This is a genomic window from Aequorivita capsosiphonis DSM 23843 (genome assembly GCF_000429125.1).
GTDB classification, from domain to species: Bacteria; Bacteroidota; Bacteroidia; order Flavobacteriales; family Flavobacteriaceae; genus Aequorivita; species Aequorivita capsosiphonis.
In genome coordinates this window covers 149,645-172,778 of sequence record NZ_AUBG01000010.1, presented here as the reverse complement: position 1 = coordinate 172,778, position 23,134 = coordinate 149,645, and the positions used below count along the sequence as shown (strand labels likewise).

Genomic DNA, 23,134 nt, shown 5'->3' with positions numbered 1-23,134 from the left:
ACTTAAGACCCTCCTACGGCGTGCAGGTCGCGGCGCTTTATGACGTAAGACGTAAGACTTCACCATGAAATAAATAAAACTTTGCGGCTTAGCGAGAGAAAAATGCACGCAAAGCCGCAAAGAGTTCAATTTCGATTTCAGTTTCGATTTCGATTTCGAACCTATTCCAAAGTCAAAATCAAATCGCCTTTCATTACCATGGTTCCCGGTTTAAGAGCTACAGATTTTACTTTCCCCGCTTTGTTAGCAGTAATAGTAGTCTCCATTTTCATAGCTTCTATAATAAAGAGATGATCGTTTTTCTTGATCTCTTGTCCTTTTTTAACCAATACCTTATATAGACTTCCCTGTAAAGGAGCGCCATATTGATTGGGATTATTTTCTTCGGCTTTTACGTGTACTTCTTTTTTAACTTCGATGGATTTGTCCTTGATCTCAACAAATCGGTTTTCACCGTTTACCGAAAAGAATACAATGCGAATACCGTCATCATTGGGAATTCCAATGGAAAGTAGTTTTACAATTACAGATTTCCCCGGTTCCAATTCAATAATAGCTTCCTCACGAAGTTTCATGCCATAAAAGAAATTTGTAGAAGCAAGAATCGCCGTATTGCCATATAACTTATACTTTTCGTGAGCATCTTCAAATACTCTTGGGTATAAACTATAGGAAAGAAAATCTTCAAATTCGATAGGGCGGGTAAAACCTTTTTGAAACTTCTTCTTGAAGACACTAAATTCTTCATAAAAGTCTATAGGTGCTAAATGTGCATTCGGCCTATCGGTATAAGCAGTTTGGTTTTTAAGGATAATCCGTTGAAGTTCTTTTGGAAATCCTCCCAAGGGTTGTCCCAAGTCACCCTTAAAGAAATTGATAACCGATTCTGGAAAGGAAATATCTTCCCCACGTTCCATCACGTCTTCCGGATAGAGATTGTTTGTAACCATAAAAATGGCCATATCTCCAACTACTTTTGAACTAGGGGTCACTTTTACGAGGTTTCCAAACATTTCATTTACACGGGCATACATCTTTTTCACTTCGTCAAATTGATCTCCCAAACCAAGCGCTTCTGCTTGCGGACGTAAATTTGAATATTGTCCTCCAGGAATTTCATGTTGATAAACTTCAGCCGTTCCAGCTTTTAGGCCAGACTCAAACGGATAATATACTTCGCGCACATCTTCCCAATAGTTTGAAAATTCGTTTAGTTTAGGAATATCAAACTCGTGCTCCCGTTCTTGATTTTTCATCATTTCAACAATAGAGTTGAAATTGGGCTGTGATGTTAGTCCCGATAATCCACCTAACGCTACATCAACCACATCTACTCCTGCTTCAATAGCTTTTAAGTAAGTTGCCGACTGAATAGAGGAGGTGTCGTGCGTGTGTAAATGGAGTGGAATATTTAATGTGTCTTTCAGAGCCGAAACCAGTTCGCTCGCGGCGTAAGGTTTTAATAAGCCCGCCATATCTTTGATGGCTATCATATGTGCACCCGCATTTTCCAGATCTTTTGCCAGCTGGGTATAATACTTTAAGGTGTATTTAGTTTCTTTGGGATCCAGGATATCACCTGTATAGCTAATGGCTGCCTCAGCAATTCCACCAGTTTTATTTCTAACATAATTAATGCTGGGTTCCATTGCCTTTACCCAGTTTAATGAATCGAAGATTCTAAAAATATCGATTCCGTTTTCCCAAGAAGTTTCAATAAATTTTTCAATTAAATTATCAGGATATGCTTTGTAGCCAACTCCATTGGAGCCGCGAAGCAACATTTGAAAAAGTATATTCGGCATTAAGCTTCTAAGCTCACGCAGCCTTGTCCACGGACTTTCATGTAAAAAACGCAGACAAACATCAAACGTAGCACCGCCCCACATTTCTATACTGAAGGTATTCGGATGGTTTTTAGCAAAACTTTCGGCTACTTTGGTCATGTCATAAGATCGCATTCTTGTTGCCAAAAGCGATTGATGCGCATCTCGAATAGTAGTATCTGTATAGTGGATCTTTTTTTCATCTTTTAACCATGCACAGAATTTTTCGGGTCCCATTTCCGTAAGCAAATCTTTTGTGCCCTTCGGATATTCTTTTTTTGGATCGAACTTTGGAATTTTTGGCGTTCTAAAGATTTTATTTTTGTCGAATGTTTTTACATCTGGATTGCCATTTACAATTACTTCGCCTAAATAATTTACAATTTTTGATGTCCTGTCCTGTGGAAGTTTTATTTCAAATAAAGAAGGAGTATTGGCTATAAAATTAACGGTAGCCTTACCATCTCTAAAGGTTTCATTCTGAATTACATTCTGAAGAAAATGGATATTTGTTTTTACTCCGCGAATGCGAAACTCCTTTAAAGCACGTACCATTTTCCGAACGGCACCATCCAAGGTTCTTCCGTGCGCGGAAACTTTTACGAGCATGGAGTCAAAGAAAGGACTGACGCTGTAAGACTGATAAATACTACCTTCATCCAGCCTGATGCCCATTCCCGAAGCACTTCGGTAGGTTGTGATAGTGCCGTAATCTGGCGTAAAATTATTTTCGGGATCTTCTGTTGTCAAACGGCATTGCATGGCGAAACCGTAAGTTTCCAGAGTATCCTGTTCGTAAATTTTTATCTGTGTGTCTGAAAGTTTGTAGTCACCTGCAATAAAAATTTGAGTCTTTATAAGATCAATCCCCGTTACCATTTCAGTTACGGTATGTTCTACTTGAATTCTAGGATTTACTTCTATAAAAAACACATTGTCTTCTTGATCAACTAGAAATTCTACTGTCCCTACGTTGTTGTAATTTACTTCTGTAGCAATTTTGACAGCATATTTATAAAGTAAATCTTTAACGCGGGTTGAAACATTAAATGATGGAGCAACCTCAACTACTTTTTGATGCCTGCGTTGTACCGAGCAGTCGCGTTCAAATAAATGCCGAATAGTACCGTGATTGTCCGCTACAATTTGTACTTCTAGATGCTTCGGGTTTTCAACATATTTTTCGAGAAACATGGTGTCGTCCCCAAAAGCATTTAGCGATTCACTTCTGGCAGATTCAAAATTGTTGTTTAGGTCTTCCTCGCTTCTAATGACGCGCATTCCCCTTCCACCACCGCCAGAGGCAGCTTTTAGCATTACCGGATAACCAATAGCTTCTGCTTCGGAAAGCGCAATTTTTAAAGAATTCAGTTTTTTAGTGTTACTTTTTATGATGGGCACATCACATCTTTCTGCGATTTTCTTCGCCGTAATCTTATCGCCAAGCGCATCCATGACCTTAGGATCTGGGCCGATGAAAATAATTCCATTTTTCGCACAGTTTCTTGCGAAGTCTGAATTTTCAGAAAGAAAGCCGTATCCAGGATGAATGGCATCTACATTTTTCGCTTTTGCGATGGCAATTATAGCATCTCCATCCAAATAGGGCTTTAGTGGAGCATCGTTTTCGCCAATTTGATAGGCTTCGTCTGCTTTATAACGATGTTGGGAATAGCGATCTTCATAGGTGTATATTGCAACCGTAGCAATGTTTATCTCGGTACACGCACGCAATATTCGAATAGCGATTTCTCCACGATTGGCGACTAAAATTTTTTGTATTTTCATTAAAGCATATTTTAAAAGTAGGGTTTAAGGCGATAAAGATAGAAAACGCATCGCCTCAAAATATAAAAATTTGAAAAGTTTCACAGAATTTTTTTAAATACAAAGAAATGGAAGATGCCGGCGTATTTAAATAAGCTATTGTTACGGCAAAGCCTTATTTCTCTATTTTCTAGATTGCTGCTGTGTTCTTTTTCTTTTTATAATGTATTTGTTATCGCTTTTGTAATTCCGAATCACAAAATCTAGAGCGCCTTCTAGTATTTCACCCATGTTATTTGCCTTTTTGAAGTTTACGTCACCCGTAAGTTCAAAGAGGTCCATTTTTAGCTGCTCCACTTTTTCAGGAGGCGAAATTGTGTCGTTCTTCATACAAGCGAGCAGGCCCCGAAGTCTTTTTCGCTCGCTCCGTGCCCGTTTTGCTAACAAAGATCTTTCCTCGCTTATATATTGATCTATGGATGTTTGTTGAAGCAGATCCATCGTCATTTCTACAAATTTATTATTCTCTTTCAGAAATTGTGGTTTATAAACCTTTGCGTTGCCTTCATAAGATTGTTGGTCAAAATCGATAGCGCGAATTCTATATTGAATTCGGTCAAAATCGTGGGTAAGGACCATAACATAATTATAAGAGCGCATATCGCCCAATAAACGTACAAAACAACGTTCGTTGAATTTTACAAACTCCTTGGCAATTTCAACTTTGTCACGAGGGGAACAATTGTCAAAATGATTGTTTATAAAATCGTCTCCGGGAATACCAGAGATGTGCTCTTCTATTAAAGTATTTTTCCGAACTAAAAAATTTATATGGTTTGGCGAAAGCAGATCTTCCAACTCCAAACCGTAAATACGGGAGGCATCGGCTTTTTTAATATATAGGAAGAGATAGTTGTCGTTTAGAATATTACGGACTTTTATTCTAAATGGTTTTGAGTTTCCAAAAGTGCAAAAGTCTATACTATCTATATTGAGGAAGGGCAAAATGGTGTCTGTTCCATCGGAATGTAAAATGGAATAAACTTTCTTTAGACTCTGATTAATCTCTTCGGTTTCAAATTCAGAATAATATACACTAACCCATAAAGTATCCTTTCCATTTTTGTCATAAACAGTTACCGAACCTTGAAAACGCAGTAAATCGTCGTAATAAATAGGGATTTTAATGGTGCGCCCATGCCGCGTCAAATATTTTAAGAGCGCATTGGTAATAGGATAGGCGGGTTTCTTTTTTGAAATAAGTTTTTGATCCTCCATAGCTTTGGGAAATATTTTTTAAAGATATGGATTTCATTAAACACGTAAGACCGCTTCGCTGTAAGATTTTGGGTTTTAGACTTGAATGTGAGACTTGAGACTTGAGATGTGAGACGTGAGATGCAGCATTTCTTGTTAATAATGATAGATTATTTCTTTGGAATTGATTCACGTATTGAAAATTAGCCACTATTTCAAAAACTTGGCGACTTGGCGAGAGAAAAATTGCACGCAAAGGCGCTAAGACGCAAAGAATTTTGTTTCGAGTTTTTAAGGTTGCTGAGGTTGAGATTTTAGATATGAGACTTGAGATTTTAGACAAAGAAAAAAGATTAAAGAGAAAAGAAAAAAGAGAAATTTAGAATTGAAAAATCACTTCTTTGGAATTTGATATTTTCTTTTCTAAAGGTCAATATTCAAATTTTTCGGTTTCAACTTCAAAAAAATAAGGTTGCTGAGCGTAGTGGAAGTACATCTTCGATTTCGGTTTCGATTTCGATTTCGTTTTCCCTCCTTATTCCTTCACAAACTTTTTCAAGGCAACATTTTTCCCAGAATACAGCTGAATATAATAAACGCCTGAAGCTAAACTAGAAACATCTACGGTTGGGGAAACGGTATTAATATCCAATTGTAAAACTTTACTACCAGTCATTGAATAAATGTTTATTTGGTTAATTATTTTGTCTTGGGTGTTAAGTTGCAACGTGTTTGTTGTGGGGTTGGGATGGAGGTTAATTGCGGCTGCAAAAGGGTTTTCTTCTAAGCCTAAGGTTGCTGCGTGTTTTATAATCCAGAAATCATACCCTCCTCTTGAGTTTTCGGTTTTGTCACCAGATATATTTGATGCAGACTGTCCACAGATTATAAAATTTCCATCGTTATATAAAACAGTATTTGGCAATCTGTCTACATTAGTGCCTCCAATATTGTTTTGCCATTCAATTATACCAAGTGAATTGAGTTTAATAATCCAGAAATCGGGTGAATCAAAAGTGTTTTCAGTTTTATCGCCAGAAATGTTTGAATAGGAATATCCGGTTATAAAGTAACCTCCGTCTGCCGTTTCAGTTGCAGTATATGGCGCGTCACCTGAATCGCCACCTATTGTATTTTGCCATTCAATATTACCATTGGAATTTAGTTTTAAAAGCCAGTAGTCGAGGCCTCCTTGTGAATCTTCGGTCTTATCGCCAGACGCATCAGCATCTGAAAACCCAACTCCCAAATAACCACCATCGGAAGTTATGATTAGATTTGTCAATGCTTGCCACCCGTCTGCTCCATAATATTTTTCCCACACGTTATTTCCGCTGGCATTTACTTTCATGAATGAATAAAAATCCGGACTCCTACTCGTTCCACCGATAATATAGCCGCCATCAGCTGTAACTTTTATGCTTCCCATGGAAAAACTATCCATCAAGTTATGGCTTCTTTGCCATAAAATATTCCCGTTTTCATCCAGTTTTAAGACCCAAGCATCTCTCCCAGAACTATTAAAAACCGTTCTGTCTCCTGAAATTCCAGACTCCGAGGTTCCACCAATTATATACCCTCCATCAGCTGTTATTTGTACTTCGGCAGCATTGTCATATCCATCACCCCCAATAGTATTTTCCCAAATAATATTTCCTGTTGAATCAAGTTTTATCACCCAATAATCTGTATATCCAAGAGAGTTTTCAGTCTTATCTCCTGAAATATCAGAATCTGAACCACCTAACAAAATATAATCTCCTTCTGGGGTTTGTTTTGCATCAGCTAAATAATCATCTTGGCTACTGCCTATAGTTTTTTGCCATTCAATGTTCCCACTACTACCAAATTTTAATACCCAATAGTCATATCCACCACGAGAATTTTCAGTTTTTTCACCAGAAATGTCAGATTCTGAAAATCCACCAACAATAAATCCACCGTCATTTGTTCCACTTATAAATGTGGGCTCTTCTAATTCACTCCCCCCAATAGTCCGCTGCCAAAGAATATTCGGGTCTTGGGCGTAAATGGAAAATACTGAAAGTAATAATGCTAACAGGGTAAAGGTCTTTTTCATAATAAATTTAATTTGGACTTTCGTTACACAATATATATAACCTTAATCAAAAACAAAATTTTTTTGAAAATGAAAATCATTAAAGACTTGATAAAAGAAACTTAATTATTTAAAAACAAAAAAGGACTCGCAGTAATTGAGTCCTTTTATTGTAAATTTATTTTAATAACAGTTTAGTTTACTCTTTAATAAACTTTTTTAAAGCCACATTTTTCCCAGAATAAAATTGAATATAATAAACTCCCGAAGCCAAACTAGATACATCTACACTTGGGGAAACAGTGTCAACATTCATCTGCCGAACACGGCTGCCCAAAATGGTATAGATGTTTATTTGATCTATGCTTATGCCTTGGGTGTTTATTTGTAATGTGCTATTTACGGGATTGGGATATATGCTTATTGTACCGAAGAAGGTGTTTTCTTCAATGCCTAATGTGGCGGCGTGTTTTACGATCCAATAATCATAACCTCCTCGAGAGTTTTCGGTTTTGTCTCCAGAAATATTAGATTCTGAAGAGCCAGCTGTTAAAAAATTTCCATCGCCAGTTTGTATGGAACGTCCACCGATTTCGCCCAAGGAACCACCAATTGTTTTCTGCCATTCAATAATTCCTACCTTATTAAGTTTAAGAAACCAAAAATCTGACGAACCTTTGGAGTTTTCGGTTTTATCTCCTGAAATATTAGAATCTGAATATCCACAAATTAAATAACCTCCATCTGTGGTTTGAGACATTGCACCCACACCTCCTTCCTGTCCTGCACCTCCAATTGTATTTTGCCATACAATAGTGCCTGTTTCATCTAATTTTAAAACCCAATAATCAAAAGATTCATCTATGGCATTTTCTGTTTTATCTTCGTAAGCATCAGAATTTGAGATGCCTGCTATGATATAGGACCCATCTGGGTTTGAATTTATTTTTGGAAACCAATCTATTTTATCTCCTTTTATAGTCCTATCCCAAATTTCATTTCCAGAGGCATCAATCTTTAATACCCAAAATGGAAAATTTTGGCTCTGAAAAATAATCAAGTCTGAACTTAATATAAAACCTCCATCATTTGTTTTTGCAAGACCGCTAAGGTTACACGCAAAATTATAATCAGTAGAACCGTATGATTTTTGCCAAACAATAGCTCCGCTGGAATCTAATTTTAGAACCCAAGCATCTGGGAGACCATTTCTACTAACGGTGCGATCACCAGATACTGCTGAACTAGATTGACCTGCTACTAAATAGCCGCCATCATTTGTTTCAACTATTGCTACTAACTTATCATACTCGTTACCGCCATAGGTTTTTTGCCATTCTATATTGCCGTTTGAGTCTAATTTTAACATCCAATAATCCGCTTTTCCTCTGGAATCTTCAGTTTTATCACCAGAAATACCGGACTTTGAAGTTCCTCCCATAATATAGCCTCCATCACTTGTTTGTTTAAAAGTTCCTAAGCCATCGTCAGCATCACCGCCATAGGTTTTTTGCCAAACTATGTTGCCAGTAGTGTCTAATTTCAAAATCCAGTAATCCTTTCCTCCTTTGGAATTTTCACTTTTTTCACCTGATATGTCTGATTCGGATGTTCCTCCAACAAGATATCCTCCATCACTGGTTTCAATTATGGATGATAGCATATCAGAATTAGTACCACCAATGGTTTTTTGCCAAAGAATACCGGAGTTTTGAGCTTGCAAGGTTATAACGGAAAGTAGTAGGGCCAAAAGTGTAGTTATTGTCTTCATAATAGTAGCATTTAAATTTACCTTATGTAAGGTACAATTTTCTTTTTACCTAAGAAAGAGTTAGTTAAGAGTTTTTTAATGCCGCAAAGCGATAATGCCTTAATAAAAAACACTTAAGTATTTGGTAATATTGAGGTTTTAAAACAATAATCCGGTTTATGTGAAACAACTGACAACTAAGCATATAGGTTATGAAAAGATTAATGAGTGTTTTGCTTATCGCGATTTTCTTCTCGGCCTGTTCATCTGATGATACTAATAGTGGAACGACATTAGTAGGCTCGTGGAAGCTCGTGGAGCTGAACGCAGCAATCCCATTAGATCTGAATAATGACGGAACAGCAAATCGCAATGTTATAGAAGAAATTCCTTGTATAAAAGGAAACGCAACGTTTACCGCAGATGGTAATTACCTATCTACTTTATGCAAAGTAGATGAAGAGGAAGTTGATGGAACTATAGTTTTTAACTGTAATGGAGACATTGTTGGTTCGAGAACTTATGAGCTTAACGGAAATCAACTTACCTTGACTCCTGACGCTCCAGAATCAGAAACTAGTACCACGATCATAGATTTGAATAGTAATACAATAAGTATTACGATATCTGCAGGAGATTTCGGAACGCTGGAATTTGTAGCCGATCGAAATTAAAAAACAAAACTAATTTAAAATAAAAAGACGCTTCTTTGGAAACGCCTTTTTTATAACATCTAAATTCTTTTTTGTCAATTTCGAAAATTTGGAATTTTATTTTATTGAAGTTTTCGCCCTAAGGCGTCTAGTGTGCCTCCAACCAATTCTCTCCAACGCCCATATCCACATCTAACGGAACTGTAAGTTTATAAGCGTTTTCCATTTCGTGTTTCACGAGCGTTTTTAAATCTTCTAATTCAGGTTTATAAGCATCAAAAACCAATTCATCATGAACCTGAAGCAACATCTTGCTTTTGAAGTCTTTTTCTTCTAATTTTTTGTGGATGCTGATCATCGCGATTTTAATAATATCCGCCGCGCTTCCTTGAATTGGTGCGTTTACCGCGTTTCTTTCTGCGGCACCGCGTACAATGGCGTTGCTTCCGTTGATGTCTTTTAAATAACGTCTTCTTCCTAAAACCGTTTGTACATAACCATTTTCACGCGCAAAATTTATTTGTTCGCTTATGTAGTTCCGCAGTTTTGGGTAGGTTTTATAATAGGTTTCTATCAAATCTTTTGCCTCGCCACGGGAGAGATCGGTTTGGTTGCTTAAACCGAAAGCGGAAACACCGTATATAATCCCGAAGTTTACGGTTTTGGCATTGCTTCTTTGTTCGCGAGTAACCTCATCTAAAGGAACATTAAAAACCTTTGCGGCGGTAGAAGCGTGAATGTCTTCTCCGTTTTTAAAGGCTTCTATCATATTGTCTTCTTCACTTAAAGCTGCGATAATTCGAAGTTCTATTTGTGAATAATCCGCAGCCATCAAAACATAATCTTCGTTTCGAGGAACAAATGCTTTTCGCACTTGGCGTCCGCGCTCCGTTCTAATTGGAATGTTTTGAAGGTTTGGATTGTTACTGCTCAATCGGCCTGTTGCGGCAACAGTTTGCATATAATCGGTATGAACTCTTCCGGTAGTAGATTCCACTTGTTCTGGTAGGGCATCAACATAGGTGCTTTTAAGCTTCGCCAAACCGCGATATTCCAGAACATCTCTAATAATTTTATGATCTTTTGCTAAATTGGAAAGCACATCTTCCGCAGTGGAATACTGCCCTGTTTTGGTCTTTTTCGGCTTGTCTATCAACTTCATTTTTCCGAAGAGAATCTCGCCCAATTGCTTTGGGGAAGCAATGTTGAAAGTTTCGTCAGCTTCTTCGTAAATGTTTTTTTCAAGTTGAAGAATGTCTTTGTCCAGAGCGCCTGAAAGGTTGTTTAAGAAATCCTTATCTAGATTGATTCCCTCCAACTCCATATCTGCCAACACGCGAAGCAGTGGCACTTCAATTTCATCAAAAAGTTTTTGAGTGTTTGCTTCGCCCAGTTCTTTTTCGAAATGTTCTTTTAACTGAAAAGTTACATCGGCATCTTCAACAGCGTATTCGGTTTGTTTCTCAATTGAAACATCACGCATATTAAGCTGATTCTTCCCTTTTTTGCCTATCAACTCTGTGATGGAAACGGGGGTGTAGTTGAGGTAGGTTTCGCTCAAAACATCCATATTGTGGCGCATATCTGGGTTAATAAGATAATGTGCGAGCATGGTATCAAAAAGTTTTCCTTTTACCGAAATATTATATTTAGCCAATACCTTTATATCATACTTTAAGTTCTGCCCAATTTTCTGAATGCTTTCATCTTCAAAAAACGGACGTAGTTCTTCTAAAAGTTGTTGCGTTTCTTCACGGTTTTCGGGGAAAGGAATATAAAAGCCTTTTCCCTTTTCCCAAGAAAAAGCGATTCCAGCCAATTCCGCCTCCAGCGGATTTAAACCGGTAGTTTCGGTATCAAAACACACACTTTTCTGTTTCATTAAATTCTGAAGAAAAAGCTTGGTACCCATGCCAGGTTGAACCGTTTGATAGAAATGCTCGGTGTTTTCAATTGTAGCGCGAGAGTTGTAATCTTTTATTTCGTCAGAAGACTCTCCGTCACCTCCAAACAGTGAGAATTGTCCACTTCCTGCGGAATCAGAAGTTGCTTTTTTTGCAGATTCAGAGTTTGAAATCTGCGTCGTTTTTTCTGAAGCACCTTCTTCTGAAAATAATTTTAGAAATTGATCTTTTAATCTTCGGAACTCTAGATCTTCAAAGATTTGTTGCACTTTTTCGCCGTCTGGCATAGAAAGTTCGTAATCTTTTTCGTGGAAGGTCACGTCGCAATCGGTAATAATTGTCGCTAGTTTTTTGGAAAGCATGCCGAGTTCTGCATTGTCTTCAACCTTCTCTTTCATTTTTCCTTTTAGCTTATCGGTATTTGCTAAAAGTGCTTCCATAGAACCAAATTCTGCGATAAATTTTTTCGCCGTTTTATCGCCCACGCCTGGAAGTCCGGGAATATTGTCACTGGCATCGCCCATCATTCCCAAATAATCTATTACCTGCTCTGGTCGCTCTACGCCAAAACGTTTTTGAACCTCAGGAATACCCCAAATTTCTATGGCGTTCCCCATTCTTGCTGGACGATACATAAAAATATTTTCGGTAACCAACTGTGCAAAATCTTTATCTGGTGTTACCATAAAAACTTGGTAGCCTTCTTTTTCGGCTTGTTGTGCTAAGGTGCCGATAATATCATCTGCTTCTAAACCTGAAAGTTCTACACACGGAATGTGCATCGCTTTAATAATTTCTTGAATTATTGGGATGGATTGTTTAATAACATCTGGTGTCGCATCTCGATTTCCCTTGTATTCTGGAAATAGTTCGATGCGTTCTGCGCTTCCATCTTTATCAAAACACACTGCAAGATGGTCTGGACGTTCACGACGGATAACATCAAAAAGTGAATTCATAAACCCTAAAACAGCCGAAGTATCTTGACCTTTAGAATTTATGGTGGGATTTTTTATAAGTGCATAATACCCGCGAAAAATAAGGGCATAGGCATCTAGAAGGAAAAGGCGTTTTTGGGTAGACATAAATGATTGTATTTTAAAACTGAATGTCTCCCCCGAGTGCTTTGGCTGCGCTCAGCATAAACTACATCAAGGGATTAATTTAATAGACTTCCAGAGAATGAAGTTCTCGACTGCATTCGAACGGACATTGCTATTGTCTTCAAAAATAAAAATAACCCCTCACAATTGAAGCCTTTTCTATGAAAAAGAAATAATCCTTTAGATAACTCTAGAGTTTTTGAAATCTCGAAGGTTTTTTCACGTCAATATTTAAAACCAAAGTGTATTTTTGTTTCAATAAATGTTAGTAATAATGAATAAAAAATATTCCATAGTAATCCACGGCGGCGCCGGAACACTCGTAAAAGGATTGATGACACCCGAAAAGGAAGAACAGTACAATACTGCTCTAAATGAAGCACTTGAAAAGGGATATAGTGTTTTAGAAAATAATGGAAGCGCGAAGGATGCTGTTGAAGCTGCCGTAAACCATTTGGAAGATTCACCACTTTTTAATGCTGGAAAAGGGAGTGTTTTTACTAATGACGGCACGCACGAAATGGATGCCGCCATTATGGATGGGAAAACTTTGGATGCAGGTGCGGTGTCACTAATAACAGGAATTAAAAACCCTGTTTCCTTAGCGCGTGACGTTATGGAAAAAAGTGATCACGTTTTTTTGGCAGGGGAAGGCGCCATGCGTTTTGCTAAAAGTTTGGATTATTCTCTGGAATGTTCTGAATATTTTTATGATGAACACCGCTATCAACAGTGGCAAAATATAAAAGATAGCGATACTTTTCAGTTGGATCACAGTATGAAGAAAGAAGGGAAATTTGGCACAGTGGGAGCCGTAGCCTGTGATAAAGAAGGGAATATTGCGGCTGCAACATCAACAGGCGGAATGACCAACAAACGTTGGGGTCGCGTGGGTGATAGTCCAATAATAGGTGCTGGAAATTATGCGAATAATAAAACCTGCGCTGTAAGTTGTACAGGTAGTGGCGAATTTTTTATCCGTGGCGTAGTTGCCTACGATGTTTCTTGTTTAATGGAATATAAAGGATTGTCCTTGGAAGAAGCTTCTTCCGAAGTAATAAATAAGAGAGTTCTAGAATTGGGCGGTGATGGTGGCTTAATTGCTGTTGACACTGAAGGAAATATTGCCATGCCTTTCAACACTGAAGGAATGTACCGCGCCTATAAAACTTCCAATGGACAAAAAGAAGTTAGTATTTATAAGTAAGTTTACTTGAAAACTTGAACACTAAAATGATCAATCCATACGACGATACTTACTTTATGAAACGCGCGCTACAGGAAGCTGAAGCCGCTTATGAAAAGGGTGAAATTCCAATTGGCGCGGTAGTCGTCATAAATAATCAGATAATTGCGCGTGGCCATAACCTTACTGAAACGCTAAACGATGTAACTGCTCACGCAGAAATGCAAGCGATTACCGCTGCGGCAAATTATTTAGGCGGGAAATATTTAATTGATTGTACTATTTATGTAACCATAGAACCTTGCCAGATGTGTGCGGGCGCACTATTTTGGAGTCAGGTATCTAAGATAGTTTATGGTGCTAGAGACGAGCAAAGAGGCTGTATTGCATTAAACACAAAACTACATCCAAAAACCGTAATGACTGGCGGCGTTTTGGCAGATGAAGCGTCTAAACTGCTAAAACGGTTTTTTATTGAAAGACGTAATTTAAACTAGATTCGGTACGATCTCGATTATCCCGATAGCAATCGGGATAATCGAGATCACTCAGCTACCTTAATTTTGAAAATAAAACCACCAGTCATCTATAGAAAGATTCAGTTACCTTAAAGTGAGAAATATAATTACTCTTTTAGAATTATTTTTAAGATTTACGTTTATTTTTCTCTTTACCCTTTTGATACTCTTGCATTTTTAATATGTTTTCTTTATTCAACATATAATCCTTTACACTTCTGTCTTTCCAACGATGATAGATAAACGCCGGCATAAGAACAAAGAAACCTGCCATAAGCGAAAGACCGATTATTAATTTTCCAGTAGCTTCGTCTTCAGGCTTTATATAAAACCCAATACTTATGCTTATTACGATAGAAATGAATAATATGATTATAAAATATTTCATTGTATGATTAAAATTTGGAATATTATAAATCTAAAACCTCTTCCTTACCTCGGCATCCCTTTTCTATCGCAGCTTTTAGATTATTAAGATCCTGAATATAAATTTGTTTTAAAACTTCGGTGTAGTCGTGCTTATTGTAGTAACCAAGATTAAAGTTTTCTATTGCCTTCTCTAGTTCCTTTTTGGCTTCTTCACATTTATTATCTTCAAATAGAATTAAGGCGTTATAATAATTCCCGTCTGCTGATGTGTTTTTGTTGTAATGAATCATTTTTTCAAAGTCTTGGATCGCTGCTTCCGAATTTTGGTTTTCATAATGGGCGATTCCACGGTATAAAAATGCTGTTGGTTCTGCCCAATCCTCTCCGTTCTTTTCAGTTACTTCGTCTAGATAACGGTCAAAATATTCAATGGAGTTTCCATAATTCTTCAATCCTAAATATGCAATACCTCGCCAATAATCTACACTGTGGCCTTGAGGAGCATCTGTGAAATTTGGGGTTAACGTATCCGAAGCGTCAAAATCTGCAACTGCTTTTTCGTAATCCCTAAAAAATTGAACGTAAAGATAACCGCGCCATGGTACCCATATTTTAGGATCACATGCGGCAGCTTTGTCGAATTTGATCTTCCAATCATCAATTAATCCTCGCTTTAAATAGGCTACAGAAAGTTCTCGGAGCGCATCACAATTATTAGGATCCACTTTAACGGCTTCTTCTAATTTTGTCATCACCATAGGTATTCCTTGTCCATGATGTAAGCTTTGTGCATCTTTATAAAGCTTAGCTGAGTGTTGTTTCCTTTCAGTTTCTGACATTGTGGAAATATTCTTCTCACAAGAAATAAAAACGGTAGTCAGCAGCAGTATACTAAGGTAATATTTCAGTGATTTCTCCATCTTTCAGTTTATAGGATACATACATATAATAATCAACGGGATTATCTTCAATTGAAATTACGTTCCAGTTTTCAGGTTGCGCGGTAAGCGTTTGCAATTGCATAACTAGATCTTTGGAAAAATGGGTGCTGTTGTAATCTATGTCTACTTGGATGGTTTCAAACCAACCAGGATTACCTTCGCATGTAACCAAAAATCGAAAATTTAAATATCCCGAATCAGTATAATTTTCATTTTTGTAATTCGCTAATATAGAATCTCTGAATTGCTTTTTATTGCCGGCATATCCTTTTTCTGAAGCCCCGTGATGTACATGGTAAATAGCTTCAGCATTGCAAAGCGAATAAACATCGTTTAAAGCAGCCGTTTCTTGATTTATGTAACCAACGTAGTTAGGATATTTTTCCTCGTCCACCGGAAATTTATTGTTGTAGTACAACCATCCACCAAAGAACACTAATAGTGCTAAGATGCAAAGACCTAAAACTATAAATGTAATGATTTTTAGAATTTTCATAAACTATTTTTTTATAGTCAAACTTTCAAAATAGCTGAATATTCGAGTTTATGTTATTTCTTGGAGAGGGTAACGGCAAGATTTAATTCTTCCAACTGCTTTGCATCAATAGGAGCAGGGGCATCAATCATAACATCACGTCCCGAATTGTTTTTAGGGAATGCAATAAAGTCACGGATGGTTTCCTGTCCGCCAAGTATTGCAACCAATCTATCCAATCCAAAAGCAAGTCCGCCGTGTGGTGGGGCGCCGTATTGAAAGGCGTCCATCAAAAAGCCGAATTGTGCGTTTGCTTCTTCAGGGGTAAAACCTAAATAATCGAACATTAATGCTTGTGTTTTTTTATCGTGAATTCTTATAGAACCACCGCCGATTTCGTTTCCGTTTAAAACTAAATCGTAAGCGTTTGCTTTTACTTCGCCAGGATTGGTGTCTAAAAGTTCTAGTTGTCCTGGTTTAGGAGAAGTAAACGGGTGGTGCATGGCGTGGTAACGCTCCGTTTCCTCATCCCATTCCAAAAGTGGAAAATCTACAACCCAAAGTGGCGCAAATTCATCGCTCTTTCTTAAACCGAGTTCTTCGGCTAGATGCATTCGCAAGGCACTTAGTTGGGTGCGCACTTTATTCTTATCTCCAGAAAGAACACAGATTAAATCGCCAGCTTTTGCATCAGTTACTTCGGCCCATTTCGCTAAGTCTTCTTGGTCATAAAATTTATCTACGGAAGACTTATAAGTTCCGTCGTCATTGCAACGTGAATAGATCATTCCTAAAGCGCCAACTTGTGGTCGTTTTATCCAGTCAATTAATTTGTCAATTTCTTTTCTTGTGAATCTGTTTCCTCCAGGAACTGCTATTCCGACAACTAATTCAGCTTGGTTAAAAACGCCGAAGTCTTTATGCTGTGTAACTTTGTTTAGCTCGCCAAACTCCATCCCAAAACGAATGTCTGGTTTGTCGTTTCCGTATTTGGCCATGGCTTGGTCGTAAGTTATTCTTGGAAATTCAGAAATTTCTACGCCGTTTATTTCTTTTAGCAAATGTCTGGTCAGGCCTTCAAAAACGTTCAAGATGTCTTCTTGGTCTACGAAAGCCATCTCGCAGTCTATTTGTGTGAATTCTGGCTGACGGTCGGCACGCAAATCTTCATCGCGGAAACATTTTACTATTTGGAAATATTTGTCCAATCCGCCAACCATTAGCAATTGCTTAAACGTTTGAGGTGACTGCGGAAGGGCATAAAACTGACCTTCGTTCATTCTTGAAGGAACTACGAAATCGCGCGCCCCTTCAGGAGTTGATTTTATTAAATATGGAGTTTCTACCTCTATAAAACCTTCTGTTGAAAGATAGTTTCTTACAGCAATCGCAACTTTATGACGAAAAATTAAATTTTCACGTACCGGTTTTCTTCGAATGTCAAGGTAGCGGTATTTCATACGTAAATCTTCACCGCCGTCAGTTTCGTCTTCTATGGTGAAGGGAGGCGTTTTCGATTCATTCAGAATAAGAAGTTCAGAAACCAAAATTTCCACGTCGCCAGTTGGCATATTCGGATTTTTGGATTCGCGTTCTATTACGGTTCCCTTCACTTGAATTACGAACTCGCGACCCAATTTGGTGCATTGGTCCATTACTTCTTTTGAAGTTCTTTCCTCGTCAAAGATAAGTTGGGTAATTCCGTAGCGATCGCGAAGATCTACCCAAACCATAAATCCTTTATCACGAGTTTTTTGAACCCATCCTGAAAGTGTTACCTCTTTATTGATATCTGCGGCGCGAAGTTGGCCGTTATTGTGCGTTCTGTACATTTTATTCTGAAAAAAAATTGAGGAGCAAATTTAACAAGTAATAAATGAATTGTCGTGGTTTTGAAGGGATTATTATTAGCAATGAAAAAAACATCGTATATAAAAAAAGACCTGCAAGAAATATGAAATCCTGCAGGTCAGTTTAATGTTATAGTTATTCTTATAAATTAAGCAATCCGATCATTATAAGCAGCTTGTTTCGCTCTTACTTTAGTGAGCTTCTTCAATCTGCGTTTCTTTCTAATTTTAATCTTGGCGCGGTTTACCAAATAGAACATTACTGGCACTACGATCAGGGTTAAGAAAGTTGCGAAAATCAATCCGAAGATTACCGTCCAAGCAAGTGGACCCCAGAAAATGACGTTGTCTCCACCAATATAAATATTTGGGCTGTAATCTGTAAACAGGCCGAAGAAGTCTATGTTAAATCCAATTGCCAATGGAATAAGACCTAGAACAGTTGTAATGGCAGTTAGCAAAACAGGACGCAAACGTGATTTTCCACCTGCTACTATGATTTCAAAATACTGTCTTTTGGTTAGCATTTGATCCTCATCCATTTGTAGTTCGTCCATCTTTCGATCTATCAGGATTTGGGTGTAATCTATCAATACAATTGCGTTGTTCACCACAATCCCCGCGAGGGAAATAATCCCCATCATCGTCATAATAATCACAAAATCCATCTGGAAAATTACTAAGCCCAAGAATACTCCTGCCAAACTTAAAACAACTGAAGTTAAGATGATAACCGGTTTGGAAAGCGAGTTAAACTGTGCAACCAATATCAACAGAATTCCTCCTAAGGCAAAAAATAGCGCCATTAATAGGAAACTCATATTGTCCGCTTGTTTTTCTTGTTCTCCCGTAAAAGCAAGCGTTATATCTTTTGGAAGATTATAGCTTTGCAATTCAGATTTAAGATCGTTTACAATTTCGTTTCCATTATACCCACCAATTACGTTTGAGTAAACAGTGATGGTACGCTTTAAATTCTTTCTTTTAATAGAGCTAAAAGAAGACGTGTTCTTTTTGGTAATCATAGAAGAAATTGGCACTTGCACAATTTTTCCTTGATTATTTCTAAAGGTAACCGGCTGATTGAAAAGTACACTTTCATCGTGACGATACTGTTCTGCAAGCCGCACATTTATTTCATAATCGTCATCGCCTTCTTTGTACGTGGAAGCTTCTTCCCCAAAAATAGCGCGTCGCAAGGTCTGTCCAATTTGTCCTGTAGAAATGCCTAACAGCCCCGCTTTTTCACGATCTACGGTAATATTCATTTCGGGTTTTCCTTTGTTTACGTCTATTTTCAGTTCTTCGATTCCGCTAATACCCAGTCCTTCAATATAAGTACGTAGGTTTTCGGCTTCGCGAAGCATTTCCACATAATCCTCTCCACTCAATTCAATGTTTATAGGATAGCCCACAGGAGGTCCTGCGGCATCTTTTTCCACAATAATGGAAGCACCGGGAAATCCTTTTACCGATTCTCGTACTTCTTCCAAAACGTCACTACTTTTTACACCTCGGCGCAGTTGATAGTCGCGCATAGAAAGCGTTACTTTTCCTTTTTGCGGCATTTCATTGCTCTGTCCTCCATCAGTTTGTGGGTTTCCAGCACCTTCTCCTACCTGTGAAACCGCAGATTCTACCATATAGTTGTAGCCGTTTTCATCGTATTTTTTTATGGCATCGTAAATTCGCTTTTCAACCTTTTTTGTGAGCTCATTGGTCTTTTCAATGTCCGTTCCCTGTGGATATTCTATATAGGTAATAATCTGATTGGGTTCATTTTCGGGGAAAAAGAGCACTTTGGGTTGCACTAACCCCACTAAAACGAAAGACAGGATTAAAACGATTATAGTTCCGAAGAAAAACACATACGCCTTTCTTCCGCGCAAAGCGTATTTTAGAGTTTTCTCATAGGAATTCTCCAGCTTTTTAAGGGATTTAAACTGAAAATAATCCACAGCTCCAGCCAATACATACTTATATAGCCAAAGCAATAGCGCCGTTAATATTGCTAGGTTTCCAAAACCACGGAAAGCTGCGATATCCAACGCAAAACCTGCGATTAAAAGGATCGCGCCAACTCCTATCAAAATTAAACTCCAACGAATGAGTTTCTTTTTTGTCAATGGCTCTTCCTCTACTTTCATAAATTCTGAAGTAAGCATGGAATTAATAATAAGCGCCACAAAAAGTGATGATGATAGCACTACCGAAAGCGTGATAGGGAAATAAACCATAAATTTACCTATGGTTCCTGGCCAAAGCCCAAGTGGAAAAAACGCTGCCAAAGTGGTTGCGGTTGACGCAATGATGGGCCAAGCAATTTCGCCCATTCCTTGTTTTGCGGCTTTTCGTGGAGACATTCCTTCGCTCATCAATGTGTACACGTTCTCAACTACTACAATCCCGTTGTCCACGAGCATTCCAAGCCCCATCACTAAACCAAACAAAACCATCGTGTTTAGCGTAAAGCCTAATGCTGAAAGGATAACGAGCGACATCAACATAGAGAGTGGAATCGCAAACCCGACAAAAAGTGCATTTCTAAATCCTAAAAAGAACATCAAAACGAGTACCACCAAAATAACTCCGAAGATGATGTTATTCACTAAGTCATTTACTTGGTTTTCGGTTTTTATGGATTGGTCGTTTGAAAGACTAATTTCTAGACTCTTTGGTAAGTAATTTTCTTGTTCCGAGGCTAATAATTCTTTGATATCCGCAACGGCCTCGATCATGTTTTTTCCGGCGCGCTTCTTAATATCAAGCATGACCACTGGTTTGCCATATTCGCGAGCGTATGTTGTTGGATCTTTCTCCTGAAACTTGACTGAGGCAATATCTTTTAGAAATATGATCCCATCGTCCTTTTTGACTACTACATTTTCAAGTTCTTTCGGGTTTTGAATTTCGCCCGTAATACGTATGTTTTTCTGAACGCCGTTGGTGATAATGTTTCCGCCAGAAATAGTGTTATTTTCACCTTTTATGGCATTTATAATATTGTCAAAACTCACCTGCGAAGCGGTCATTTTATAAATGTCAACACCTATTTCAACTTCTTTTTCTTCGGCACCTCTTATCGTTGCTTCTTTTATCTGCGGAAGCAGTTCAATCTTATCCTGAAGATATTCGGCGTAGTCTTTTAATTTTTGAACCGTATAATCCCCAGTTAGGTTGATGTTTAGAATAGGAAATTCTTCCGAAAAATTTAGATCGAAAGCATTGGGTTCCACTTTAGCACCATTGGTGAGAACAGGCCAAGTGGTTTCAGCTTTTACTTGATCTATCTTGTCCTTAACCAATTGTTTGGCTACAGGAATTTCAACCGTTTCCTCAAATTCCACAATAATAATAGAGTAATCCTGAAGCGTTGTGGATGTAATTTCCTTTACACCAGCAACGTCTTTAAACTCTTCTTCTAGCGGTTCGGTGATAAATTTCTCCACATCCTCCGCCGAGTTTCCTGGGTTGACGGAACTCACGTAGATCTTTGTCTCTATGATTTCTGGGAAGGCCTCTCGTGGCATACTGTAATATGCGAAGGCACCTAAAAATAAAATAATGGCCATCACTACATAGACTGTCATTTTATTATCAATGGCCCAAGATGAAATACTAAATTCTTTGTACGGGTTTTTGCTCATGGTGCAAAGGGTTTCTTATTTTTTGATAGTTACTTTTTGGCCATCGCGAAGGGTTTTGGCACCTTCTATAATAATGGTATCGCCTTTTTTAAGTCCTGATTTTACCTGTGTGTGGTTTTCATACGAAAGTCCAGTTTCAAGAATGATACGTTTAGCAGTACCCACAGAATCATTTACAGGTTTATACAAATAAGCAATAGTTTCTCCTGCGGCATTTTCCTGAAGTATGTTCTCAGGAATTGTAATTGCATCTTCAGCCGTGTAATCGTTCACTTTTACGGTAGCGATTAAGTTTGGCTTTACTAATCCGTTTTTATTTGGAATCTCAACCTGTATCTCAAAGCTTCTATTATTTGGGTTGATGTAGTTGCTAACCTGACGCACAGTTCCAGTAAATTCTTCGTTTATAGAAGTCAGTCTAACTTTTACTTGAGTTCCTTTTTTTATGTTTTTGATATAGTTTTCTGGAATGGCGGCTTTTACGTACATATTACTCAAGTTCACCAAACGTATTATTGGCGTTTGTCCTGGTGAAACAACTTGTCCGGGATCTGAAATAATATCATCTACCACCCCACTAAAAGGAGCAGTGATAATAGTTTTGCTTAACTGCGAGCGTAATTGCTGTGTTGCATTCTTGGCGGCTTCATAAGTTGTTTTGGCTTGTAGAAATTGAATTTCTGAACCTATTTTTTGCTCCCAAAGTCGCTCTTGACGCTCAAAAGTAGTTTTTGATAACGCAAGCTGTGCTTCTTGCTGTGCTACTTGACTTGATAAACCACCATCGTCAATTTTTGCCAAACGCTGTCCTTTTGAAACACGTTGACCTTCCTTAACATATATATTGGTAAGCACACCAGAAAATTCTGCGTTCAATACAACGTTTTGGTCCGTTTCCACATTTCCTTGAACTTCTACGAAATGTTTAAAAACAGTGTCTTTTATTACTTCTGCTGTAATTAAAACTGGGCGCTCCTTCTTTTCATGTGAATCTATATATTCGTTGAGTTTATCGATGTCGGTTTTTAGATCTCGTTGTTGTTGATTCAGCTCCGTTCTTTTTGATTTAACTGCGGAAAGGTCGCCAGAATCGATAATAGCATCAACTGATTTTTTGTCGCCGCTACAAGAGACCAACGTGGCTATTAAGATTATAAATAAGAATGATTTTTTCATTTGTTGATTGTTTTTTTAAATAGTCGATAAGTGTATTAGTCGATGAGTTTAGGAGTGGGTTTATTTGGAAATTTGTGACTTGTATAGTCCATCTAGCATTGCTGTTATTTCGGTTAGATTTTGTCGTAGTTCCAGATATTTTTCTTCATTTAAAAATTCCAAATCATTAGAAAGGATACATTGATTTAATAATTCGAGAGCTGACCCATATGCGATTTCGGTAAAACGGGCCTTATCTTTGTTTGAATGTCTTCCGGTTCCTTCTGCTATATTTGACGAAATAGATATAGCAGCTCTTCTCATTTGACTTGTAAGCCCAAATCTTTCCTGCCTGCCGGCAGGCACGGCTTCCGAAGGAAAATTCGCAGTTGCTTTATAAATTTTAATAGAGGTCTGTCTTGACTTTTGCCAAACCTGTAATTTTTCAAAACCGAAAATTTTCATACTGATTAATTTTTAGTTAGTATATTGTTGCTATTCAGTTATTTATAGAACCTGTAAATTTGTTGAAAATTATTTGCATTTTTTTTTGTTATTTAACTTGATATCAATTTTCTTACTCCTCAACTCCTCAACTCCTCAACTCCTCAACTCCTCAACTCCTCAACTCCTCAACTCCTCAACTCCTCAACTCCTCAACTCCTCAACTCCTC

15 protein-coding genes are annotated in these 23,134 nt (G+C 37.8%); 3 read left to right on the top strand and 12 right to left on the bottom strand.

Features of this window, described 5'->3' with window-relative positions:
• Positions 1-161: 161 nt before the first annotated feature.
• The 4 genes from G440_RS0108565 to G440_RS0108545 form a co-directional block, all read right to left on the bottom strand.
• Complete coding sequence (locus G440_RS0108565) at positions 162-3,614, bottom strand: pyruvate carboxylase (protein WP_026450926.1); 3,453 nt, start codon at positions 3,612-3,614, stop codon at positions 162-164.
• 162 nt (positions 3,615-3,776) lie between these two features.
• The gene (locus G440_RS19700) at positions 3,777-4,871 is read right to left on the bottom strand and encodes a hypothetical protein (RefSeq protein ID WP_034259247.1); all 1,095 of its coding nucleotides are present in this window, start codon (positions 4,869-4,871) and stop codon (positions 3,777-3,779) included.
• Between the two features lie 514 nt (positions 4,872-5,385).
• Positions 5,386-6,930: a T9SS type A sorting domain-containing protein gene (locus G440_RS0108550; protein WP_026450925.1), complete on the bottom strand. Its 1,545-nt coding sequence runs from the start codon at positions 6,928-6,930 to the stop codon at positions 5,386-5,388.
• Positions 6,931-7,108: 178 nt separating this feature from the next.
• Positions 7,109-8,680, bottom strand: coding sequence for a T9SS type A sorting domain-containing protein (locus G440_RS0108545; RefSeq protein ID WP_026450924.1), 1,572 nt, complete (start codon positions 8,678-8,680; stop codon positions 7,109-7,111).
• Between the two features lie 191 nt (positions 8,681-8,871).
• On the opposite strand from G440_RS0108545, the gene G440_RS0108540 reads away from it, so the two are divergent.
• Positions 8,872-9,333 carry a lipocalin family protein gene (locus G440_RS0108540; protein ID WP_026450923.1) on the top strand — a complete coding sequence of 154 codons (462 nt, stop codon included), beginning with the start codon at positions 8,872-8,874 and terminating at the stop codon, positions 9,331-9,333.
• 127 nt (positions 9,334-9,460) lie between these two features.
• Here the strand turns inward: G440_RS0108540 and polA are convergent, their stop codons facing one another.
• On the bottom strand, positions 9,461-12,301 hold the full coding sequence (gene polA / locus G440_RS0108535; RefSeq protein ID WP_026450922.1) for a DNA polymerase I: 2,841 nt from the start codon (positions 12,299-12,301) through the stop codon (positions 9,461-9,463).
• A 292-nt stretch (positions 12,302-12,593) separates the two neighbouring features.
• On the opposite strand from polA, the gene G440_RS0108530 reads away from it, so the two are divergent.
• Both G440_RS0108530 and G440_RS0108525 read left to right on the top strand, forming a co-directional pair.
• Positions 12,594-13,526, top strand: a complete 933-nt coding sequence (locus G440_RS0108530) for an isoaspartyl peptidase/L-asparaginase family protein (RefSeq protein WP_026450921.1) — start codon at positions 12,594-12,596, stop codon at positions 13,524-13,526.
• A gap of 26 nt (positions 13,527-13,552) precedes the next feature.
• Positions 13,553-14,002 carry a nucleoside deaminase gene (locus G440_RS0108525; RefSeq protein ID WP_026450920.1) on the top strand — a complete coding sequence of 150 codons (450 nt, stop codon included), beginning with the start codon at positions 13,553-13,555 and terminating at the stop codon, positions 14,000-14,002.
• Positions 14,003-14,150: 148 nt separating this feature from the next.
• Here G440_RS0108525 and G440_RS0108520 read toward each other — a convergent pair whose 3' ends face one another.
• The 7 genes from G440_RS0108520 to G440_RS0108490 form a co-directional block, all read right to left on the bottom strand.
• On the bottom strand, positions 14,151-14,411 hold the full coding sequence (locus tag G440_RS0108520; protein ID WP_026450919.1) for a hypothetical protein: 261 nt from the start codon (positions 14,409-14,411) through the stop codon (positions 14,151-14,153).
• A 22-nt stretch (positions 14,412-14,433) separates the two neighbouring features.
• Positions 14,434-15,231, bottom strand: a complete 798-nt coding sequence (locus G440_RS19695) for a tetratricopeptide repeat protein (RefSeq protein WP_051285237.1) — start codon at positions 15,229-15,231, stop codon at positions 14,434-14,436.
• A gap of 52 nt (positions 15,232-15,283) precedes the next feature.
• Positions 15,284-15,829 (bottom strand): hypothetical protein, encoded by a 546-nt coding sequence (locus G440_RS20645; RefSeq protein WP_051285235.1) that lies wholly within the window; start codon positions 15,827-15,829, stop codon positions 15,284-15,286.
• A gap of 53 nt (positions 15,830-15,882) precedes the next feature.
• On the bottom strand, positions 15,883-17,640 hold the full coding sequence (gene aspS / locus G440_RS0108505) for an aspartate--tRNA ligase (protein ID WP_026450918.1): 1,758 nt from the start codon (positions 17,638-17,640) through the stop codon (positions 15,883-15,885).
• Positions 17,641-17,807: 167 nt separating this feature from the next.
• Complete coding sequence (locus G440_RS0108500) at positions 17,808-21,305, bottom strand: efflux RND transporter permease subunit (protein ID WP_026450917.1); 3,498 nt, start codon at positions 21,303-21,305, stop codon at positions 17,808-17,810.
• Positions 21,306-21,320: 15 nt separating this feature from the next.
• Positions 21,321-22,481: an efflux RND transporter periplasmic adaptor subunit gene (locus G440_RS0108495; RefSeq protein ID WP_026450916.1), complete on the bottom strand. Its 1,161-nt coding sequence runs from the start codon at positions 22,479-22,481 to the stop codon at positions 21,321-21,323.
• A gap of 60 nt (positions 22,482-22,541) precedes the next feature.
• On the bottom strand, positions 22,542-22,925 hold the full coding sequence (locus G440_RS0108490) for a four helix bundle protein (protein WP_026450915.1): 384 nt from the start codon (positions 22,923-22,925) through the stop codon (positions 22,542-22,544).
• Between the last annotated feature and the right edge of the window lie 209 nt (positions 22,926-23,134).